The 7,821-nt window shown below is 70.2% G+C and carries 9 protein-coding genes; 4 read left to right on the forward strand and 5 right to left on the reverse strand.

The genetic code is table 11. The features are described from left to right. A partial coding sequence (locus tag VNS22_RS11460) for a pyridoxal phosphate-dependent aminotransferase (protein ID WP_325732498.1) occupies positions 1 to 849 on the reverse strand: 849 nt, incomplete at its 3' end. Between the two features lie 100 nt (positions 850 to 949). Between VNS22_RS11460 and VNS22_RS11465 the strand changes: the two genes are divergently transcribed. After that, positions 950 to 1,384 carry a GNAT family N-acetyltransferase gene (locus VNS22_RS11465; protein WP_325732500.1) on the forward strand — a complete coding sequence of 145 codons (435 nt, stop codon included), beginning with the start codon at positions 950 to 952 and terminating at the stop codon, positions 1,382 to 1,384. On the opposite strand, the gene VNS22_RS11470 is transcribed toward VNS22_RS11465, so the two are convergent. The 4 genes from VNS22_RS11470 to VNS22_RS11485 form a co-directional block, all read right to left on the reverse strand. After that, positions 1,372 to 2,577, reverse strand: coding sequence for a multidrug effflux MFS transporter (locus tag VNS22_RS11470; RefSeq protein WP_325732502.1), 1,206 nt, complete (start codon positions 2,575 to 2,577; stop codon positions 1,372 to 1,374). The two genes, VNS22_RS11465 and VNS22_RS11470, sit on opposite strands and share 13 nt — an antisense overlap. Positions 2,578 to 2,640: 63 nt before the next feature. Continuing rightward, the gene (locus VNS22_RS11475; RefSeq protein ID WP_325732504.1) at positions 2,641 to 3,621 is read right to left on the reverse strand and encodes an asparaginase; all 981 of its coding nucleotides are present in this window, start codon (positions 3,619 to 3,621) and stop codon (positions 2,641 to 2,643) included. Further along, positions 3,618 to 4,574 (reverse strand): amino acid ABC transporter permease, encoded by a 957-nt coding sequence (locus VNS22_RS11480; RefSeq protein ID WP_325732506.1) that lies wholly within the window; start codon positions 4,572 to 4,574, stop codon positions 3,618 to 3,620. The genes VNS22_RS11475 and VNS22_RS11480 overlap by 4 nt, the downstream gene beginning before the upstream one ends. Beyond that, positions 4,571 to 5,401, reverse strand: a complete 831-nt coding sequence (locus VNS22_RS11485) for a transporter substrate-binding domain-containing protein (RefSeq protein ID WP_325732508.1) — start codon at positions 5,399 to 5,401, stop codon at positions 4,571 to 4,573. The genes VNS22_RS11480 and VNS22_RS11485 overlap by 4 nt, the downstream gene beginning before the upstream one ends. 121 nt (positions 5,402 to 5,522) lie before the next feature. Between VNS22_RS11485 and VNS22_RS11490 the strand changes: the two genes are divergently transcribed. From VNS22_RS11490 to VNS22_RS11500, 3 genes are all read left to right on the forward strand, one after another. Continuing rightward, a complete protein-coding gene (locus VNS22_RS11490) occupies positions 5,523 to 6,419 on the forward strand; it encodes a dihydrodipicolinate synthase family protein (protein WP_325732510.1) in 897 nt (298 codons plus the stop codon). Further along, complete coding sequence (locus tag VNS22_RS11495) at positions 6,416 to 7,219, forward strand: helix-turn-helix domain-containing protein (protein WP_325732512.1); 804 nt, start codon at positions 6,416 to 6,418, stop codon at positions 7,217 to 7,219. The genes VNS22_RS11490 and VNS22_RS11495 overlap by 4 nt, the downstream gene beginning before the upstream one ends. 80 nt (positions 7,220 to 7,299) lie before the next feature. Beyond that, positions 7,300 to 7,653, forward strand: a complete 354-nt coding sequence (locus VNS22_RS11500) for a VOC family protein (protein WP_325732514.1) — start codon at positions 7,300 to 7,302, stop codon at positions 7,651 to 7,653. The last annotated feature ends 168 nt before the right edge of the window (positions 7,654 to 7,821 follow it).

Below are 7,821 nucleotides of genomic sequence, written 5' to 3' on the forward strand. Positions count from 1 at the left end.
CACGGTGGCGGCGTCCTGGATGAAGTCGGGCAGGCCGTAGAGCATGGCGAGCGCCAGGTCGTGGATGGTGGCGATGGCGCGCTTCGGCCCGATCGTCCAGCCGACCCGCCAGCCGGTCATCGCATGGGACTTGGAGAGCGAGCTCACCACCAGCGCATGCTCGTCCATGCCCGGAACTGCCGAGGGACTGACATGCTCGCCCTCGTAGATCAGGTCGGCATAGACCTCGTCCGAGATCAGCCACAGCCCGTGCGCCCGGGCCAGCCGGCAGAGTGCCTCGACCTCGCCCCGGGTGAACACCGCGCCGGTCGGGTTGTTCGGCGTGTTGATCAGGATGGCACGGGTGCGCGGTCCGATCGCCCGCTCGATCGCGGCCAGGTCCGGGCGAAACCCGGTGGCGGCGTCCAGCGGCACGTTCACCATCACCGCGGCGGCCGCGGCGATCGTGGCCGGGTAGGTGACATAGGCCGGGGCCGGGACCACCACCTCGTCGCCCGGGTTCAGCAGGCATTGGCAGGCGGCGAACAGGGCGCATTGCGCGCCGGCGAGCACGACGACCTGCTCCGGGTCGATCAGGCGACCGGTGAGCCAGCCATGGTGGCGCGCGATCGCCTGGCGCAGCGCCGGCTTGCCCTGCACGTCGGCATAATGGGTGTGGCCGGCATCCAGTGCCGCCTTGGCGGCCTCCCGGATCCGGGCGGGTGTCGTGAAGTCGGGATCGCCCACCGAGAGGATGATCACGTCCTCGCCGCGCCGCGCCCGCGCGGTCGCATCATAGTGGATCAGCCAGGCGTCGGTGGCCGGACCGGCCAGGCCGCTGGTCCAGACGGCAAGCGCTGGTGCCTTCATGAACGCTCGGCTCCCTTTACGTGTTGGCCCGCAGTCCCGAAGGATGCCGGCCCGAACCCTGCCCAACAAGCGCCCCGCCACCTCCTCGAGGAACCAGCCGATGCCGAACGTCCGCCGCCTCCTGCCCAGCGACCTGCCCGCCTGGGAGGGGCTGTTCGCCGGCTACTGCCGCTTCTACCGCGCGGACGTCCCGGACGAGGTACGCCGCAGGACCTTCGAGCGGCTGTGCGCCGGCGACGATCTGGTGGGTCTGGTGGCGGTCGACGAGGGCGACCGGCCGATCGGCCTGATGCACCTGGTCTTCCACCCCTCCACCTGGTCCAGCCGGGTCTACTGCTACATCGAGGATCTCTATGTCGATCCTGCCCATCGCGGCGGCGACGCGGCCAGGGCCCTGTTCCAGGCCGGCTACGCGGTGGCCGATGAGCGCCAGGCCGATCGGACCTACTGGCAGACCCAGGAGTTCAACGCACCGGCCCGCTCGCTCTACGACACGGTCGGGCACCGGACGTCGTTCATCGTCTACGCGCGCTGAGCGCGGATCGCGACCCAGAAGCTCATCTGTGCCACCAGCCCGCCCAGGCTCAGCACCAGGCCCGCGGCGAGTGCCGGATCGGGGCCGGCTGCGACCAGGGCAGTGAAGCCGGCGCCGACCGTCATCTGGATGAAGCCGTACAGACCGGCGGCCGAGCCGGTCAGGCGCCGGTCGATGCTGATCGCCTGGGTGAGCGCCGCCGGGCTGGACATGCCGGCTCCCAGCGTCATCAGGGACATGCTGCCGACCGCCACCGGCACGGTGAGCAGCCCCAGCAACACGGCGGCGAGAAAGGCCAGCGAACTCGCCAGTACCAGCAGGGTGGCGCCGACGAGCAGGCGCTCCATGCTGATCCGGCCGATCAGCCGGCCGGTCAGCATGTTGCCGGCGGCCATGCCGACCATCAGCAGGCCCAGATAGATCCCGACCTCGTGAACCGGGCGGTGCAGCTCGTGGACGAACAGGAAGGGGGCCGCCGCGATGAAGGCATAGATCGCGGTGGTGGTGCAGCCGCCGCCCACGGCGAAGCCGACGAACATGCGCGAGCGCAGGAGGTGGCGATAGTCCTGGATCAGGGAGCGGGTGCTGAGCTCCCCGCTCGGCCGGCCGGTCTCGGGCAGGAGCCGCCAGACCGAGAGGAGGTTCACCGCGCCCAGCGTCACCAGTGCCAGGAAGATCGAGCGCCAGCCGAGCGTGGCCGAGAGCGTGCTGCCGATCATCGGCGCCAGGGCCGGGCCGGCCATGGTCATGAGGTTGAGCAGGGCCAGGCGGCGCACGGCGTCCTGGGACAGGGTGGTGTCGCGCACGATGGCACGGCCGAGTGCCAGCCCGGCGCAGCCGCCCAGCGCCTGGAGCAGGCGGGCGGCGATCAGGGAGCCAGCATCTGGTGCCAGGGCCGCGCCGAGCCCGGCGGCGGTATAGAGGGCGAGGCCGGCCAGCAGGGTCGGGCGGCGGCCGAAGCAGTCGGAGAGCGGGCCGTAGATGAGCTGCCCCACTGCCAGGCCGACGATATAGAGGCTGATCGTCATTTGCATGGCGCCGACGCCGGCACGGAGGTCGGCGGCCGCGGCCGGCAGGGCCGGCACGAACATGTGCATGGCCAGCGTGCCGCTGAAGGTCACCAGCACCAGGAGCCAGAGCGGCGGCTGGCGGAGGGTGGCGGATTGGCGGGAAGCGTCGGCGGCATCGGGCATGAGGCATTGATGGAGTGCCGTCTGCCTGCAAGGCAACCGCTGCCCGGCAGGGCAGCCATGCCTTCAGTGCGTGTCGAAGGCTGCCTGGATGGCGGCCCGGCCCCCGCCGGTGAGCAAGGCCAGCTGCAGGAGCACGCGCGCCTTGCCGGGCTTGAGCTCGCCGGCATGGACGAAGCCCAGCGCTGCATCGTCGACCTCGCCCGCGGCCAGCACCGCGCCCGCGGGCAGCCTGGTGCTGCGCACCACGGCGATGCCCTGTCCGGCTGCCTCCGCCAGGGCGTCCAGGGCGATCCCGGTCATGTTGCCGTTACCGACCCCAGCGATCACGATGCCCCTGGCCCCCCCCGCGACCGCGGCATCGATCAGCTCACGCTCCATCCCGGCATGGGCATGGAGGATCAGGACCTTGGGCAGCGCGTCATGGCCGGCGAGGTCGAAGCCGTGGGGGCGCGGGTCGGGCGGACGGTGGAAGCGGGGGCGGCCGCCGGCGACCGTGCCGAGCGGGCCGCGTTCGGGCGCGGTGAACGCGTCCACCCGGTTGGCGTGGGTCTTGTAGACGTCGCGTGCGGCGAAGACTTGGTCGTTCATCACGGCCAGCACGCCACGGTTTCGGGCGGCAGGGTCGGCTGCCACGGCTACCGCGGCGGCGAGGTTGGCCGGCCCGTCGGCCCCGATTGCGGTGGCGGGACGCATGGCGCCGGTGAACACGATCGGCAGTTCGGCCCGGACGGTCAGCTCGGCGAACCAGGCGGTTTCCTCCAGCGTGTCGGTGCCGTGGGTGACGACGATGCCGGCAAGGCCCGGCTCCCTTGCCAGCGCGTCCAGCCGGCGGGCCAGCTTCAGCCAGACTGCATCGTGCATGTCCTGGCTGCCGATGCTGACGAGCTGCTCGCCGCGGATGGCGGCGGCGTGATCCAGGCCCGGCACGGCCGCCAGCAGGGCGTCGATGGAAAAGCTGCCGGCGGTGTAGCCGTGGGCGACGTCCTGCGCGCCGGCGATGGTGCCGCCGGTGGCCAGGACGTGGACGAGGGGACGGACGGTCACGGGCGCACACCCTTGCCGTAGTGGCGCTCGATCCGCGCCTGGATCACCTCGAACACCGCGGAGAGCGCCCAGTAGATCAGCGCCGCGGTGATCAGCATCTCCATGTACTTGAACTCCGCCCGCCCATAGGTGCGGGCCAGGAACATCAGTTCCCACACGCCCATCACCGAGACCAGCGAGCTGTCCTTCAGCATGGCGATGAACTGGTTGCCGGTGGGCGGGATGACCAGCCGCATCGCCTGGGGCAGGATGACCAGGCGCATCGCCTGGGCATGGGTCAGCCCGAGCGAGGCGGCGGCCTCACGCTGGCCGCGGCCGACCGCCTCGATGCCGGCACGGAAGATCTCGGCCATGTAGGCGCCGTAGCACAGGGAGAGCGCGATGATCCCGGCCGGTACCGCCTCCAAGGTCAGGCCGATCTGCGGCAGGCCCAGATAGATCAGCAGCACCTGCAGGAGCAGCGGCGTGCCGCGGAAGAAGCTGATGTAGAAGGTCGCCACCCCGAAGGCCAGGCCGTTGCCGGACAGCCGCGCCAGCGCGCCCGCCAGGGCCAGCAGGGTCGCGAACGCGATCGAGACCAGGCAGATCACCACGGTCAGGACGGCACCCTGCAGGAAGGCTTGGCCGGCGCCGAACCCGAGCAGGCCCGGCACGTTGGCCAGGATGAAGCGGTAGTCCAGCCCGAAGCTCCAGAAGAACAGGGCGAAGACCAGCAAAAGCTCGGCCCAGGCCAGCAGCACCTGGAACTCGAACGGCATCCGGCGCAGGACCAGGATGTTGGCGACTGCGAGGCCGGCGATGAGCAGGCCGCCGACCAGCCGGGCCAGGAGCGGCGGCAGCCCGGCCAGGCCCGGCACGGTCCAGGGGAATGCGGCGGCGATCAGGAAGACGATCAGGCCGATCAGGGCCAGGCGGGCGTCCCGCCGGTCGAGGAGGTCCGCCAACGTGCTCACTGGGTCAGGTCGGTGCCGTAATACTGTGCGGACAGCTTGGCGAGCGTGCCGTCCGCCTTCATCTCGTCGACGATCCGGGTGATCTCGGCTCCGAGTTCCGGGTCGCCCTTGTCGATTGCGACCGAGAGCGGTTCCTTGAACAGAGGCTCGCCGACGATCTTGAACGGGTAGCCGCGCTCGATCGCGTCCAGGATGGTCGGCAGGGCGGTGAATGCCGCATCGAGGCGCGTGCCGTCGCCTAAGCGCAGATCATCCAGGGCCAGCAGGTCGGTGTCGTAGGTGCGGATCTCCGCATCGTCGATCTGGTAGGTGAAGGGCGGCGCATCGGCCACGTCGATGGTCAGGTCCTTCTTCAGGTAGCTCTCATAGGTGGTGGCGACGCCGACTCCGATCCGCTTGCCGCCGGCATCGGCGGGGGTGGTGATCGTCTCGTTGTCCTCGTGGACCACGAGCGAGGCCGGGGTGAAGTAGTAGACCGCCGGGAAGTCCAGGACCTGCGCGCGCTCCTTCGTGGGCGTCATGCTGCCGACCGAGATGTCCCAGCGCCCCGCCCAGCGCCCGGCGGTGATCACGTCCCAGCCGGGCGTGACGAAGCGGATGTCCACGCCCAGCCGCTTGGCGATCTCCCGGCCGACATCGATGTCGAAGCCCTGGAACTCGTTGGTCATCGGGTCGAGCGAGGACTGCGGGGGATATTCCGGATCGGTGCTCATCGTCAGCACGCCGGCCTCTTTGATCCGGTCGAGCGCCTCGCCGGCAGACACTTCGGCCGCGGCCACGAGCGAGAGGGCAGCCGCGAGCACGGCACCACGACGCGAGAGCGACATTTCGTTTCCCCCGGAGCAACGCGATATTCCAGCCAGGATGACGAGGCGCGCCCGGCACGGCAAGCTCGGCGCATACCGGCTGGCGATGCCACCGGGACCCGATCGGGAGGAGGATGAGCCCATGACGACGCCGGCCTTTTCCGGGATCTGGCCGATCCTCTACGCCTTCTTCGACGAGCAGGATCGGCTCGATGAGGGGGCGGTCCTGCGCCAAGTCGAGGTCTGCATCACCGCCGGTGCCGACGGGATCGCCGCCCTGGGCCTGGCCACCGAGGTCGCCAAGCTATCGCCCGACGAGCGCGGCACGCTGCTGCGCTGGCTGGCGCGGGCGGTGGATGGGCGGGTGCCGGTCGCGGTCACCGTGTTCGGCGAGAGCGAGGCCGAACAGATCGACTTCGCGCGCATGGCGGCGGAACTCGGTGCCTCCTGGGTGATCCTGCAGCCGCCACCCCGCCGGCCGCTGCCCGAGGACGAGCTGCTGGGCTTTTTCGGCCGGGTCATCGACGCCTGCCCGATCCCGGCCGCGATCCAGAACGCCCCGGACTATCTGGGCGTGGGCCTGAGCGACCCGGCGATCCGGCGGCTGAAGGACCGTCACCCCAACTTTCTCCTGCTCAAGGGTGAGGGCTCGGCGGTGTCGATCCGGCGCACCATCGACGCGCTCAAGGGCGAGGTCGCGGTGTTCAACGGCAGGGGCGGGCTGGAGCTGCCGGACATCCTGCGCGCTGGTTGTGCGGGGATGATTCCGGCACCGGAGCTGGTCGACGTCCAGGTCGCGATCTGGCGGGCGAGCCAGGCCGGCGACTGGGCCGAGGCCGACCGGCTCTATGCTGAGGTGCTGCCACTCATCGTGTTCGTGATGCAGTCGATCCCGCACCTCGTGACCTATGGCAAGCGGGCGGCGGCGCATCGCCTGGGGCTGGGGCCGGTCCATGACCGACTACCCGGCGACCTGCCCACCCCGTTCGGCCTGGCGGTGCTCGACCGGCTGCTGGCACCGCTGCCGCCGCTGCTATGACGAAGCTCCTGGACGCCAGCGAGGTGGGGCATATGGAGGCCGGCATGCCGGTCCTGGCCGATCGGGTCGGACGGTATCGCGAGCATATGCCGCTACCCGGCCTACGGCGGGATTTCCTGTGCATCTGGACGAACCGGCTGCCGCCGCGCACGGTAGGACCGATCACGGTCGTGCCGGACGGCTGCGTCGACCTGCTGTGGCATGGTGGCAGACTGATGGTGGCAGGGCCGGACCCGGTCGCCGCCCGGCCAGATCTTCCTCCCGGCACGATCATTCTGGGCCTGCGCTTCCGCCCGGGTGCGGCAGCACCCTGGCTGGGCCTGCCAATGGCGGAGATCGCCGGGCGGGAGGTCGAGCTGGCGTCGCTCTGGGGAAGGCGGGCCCGGGACATTTCCCGGGAGTTGCAGGAACTGCCGACGCTGGCGGCCCAGGCCGCCAGGCTGCAGACGCTGCTGGAGCATTTGGCTGAGGGCATGGCACCGCCCGCCGCGGAGGCATCGGCCATGTTCAGGCTGGCGCGGCACGAGGAGGGGCTGGTGGTCCGGCGGATGCAGGCGTGCCTGGACTTGAGTCCGCGGACGATCCAGCGCCGCAGCCACGAACATTTCGGCTACGGACCGCGCAGGCTCGCCCGGATCCTGCGCTTCCAGCGCTTTCTTGCCCTGGCGCCGCGTGTGGCGGGCGGGCTGGCGCTCGCCGCGCAGGAGGTGGGCTATGCCGATCAGGCACATCTGAGCCGGGAGGTCCGGGCGCTGGCAGGCATGACCGCAGCATCGCTGGCCCGGCAGGTCCGCGCCTGACTGGCCGGTTCGTTCAAGACGCCGCCGGCTGGCTGGCGCACATGCAAAGGGTCACGCGCACAGGATTGGGAAGAAGCATCATGGGCGTTCGCGGCGGCAACCTGCAGATCGACAACATCGAGCTGAACGTGAGCGACATCGACCGCGCGAAGGCGTTCTATGGCAAGGCGTTCGGCTGGTCGTTCACCGACTACGGACCGACCTATTGCGAGTTCAGCGACGGTCGGCTGACGGGCGGCCTGACGACCGGCGGTCCAGTCCGGCCGGGCGGACCGCTGGTGATCCTCTACGCCGACGACCTCGCCGTCGCACAAAGCCGCGTCACGGCAGCAGGAGGCCGAATCGTCCGCCCGGTCTTCGCCTTTCCGGGTGGGCGGCGTTTTCACTTTCAGGATCCCGATGGCTACGAACTGGCGGTCTGGTCGGCTTCCTGAACAGGGGCACGCACCGGCGGCAGCGGCGTGTCGCATGAACGAAAGTCTGGCGGTTCGTCCGGACCAGCATCCATCGGCGGGAAACCCCATATGCTGATCTGTCGGGGATTGGCCCGGCTTAGGGCAGGGACAACCGTCGATGGCGGTAGCGTTTCGGAATCTGTTCGG

Source organism: Geminicoccus sp. (assembly GCF_035556675.1).
Taxonomy (GTDB): domain Bacteria; phylum Pseudomonadota; class Alphaproteobacteria; order Geminicoccales; family Geminicoccaceae; genus Geminicoccus.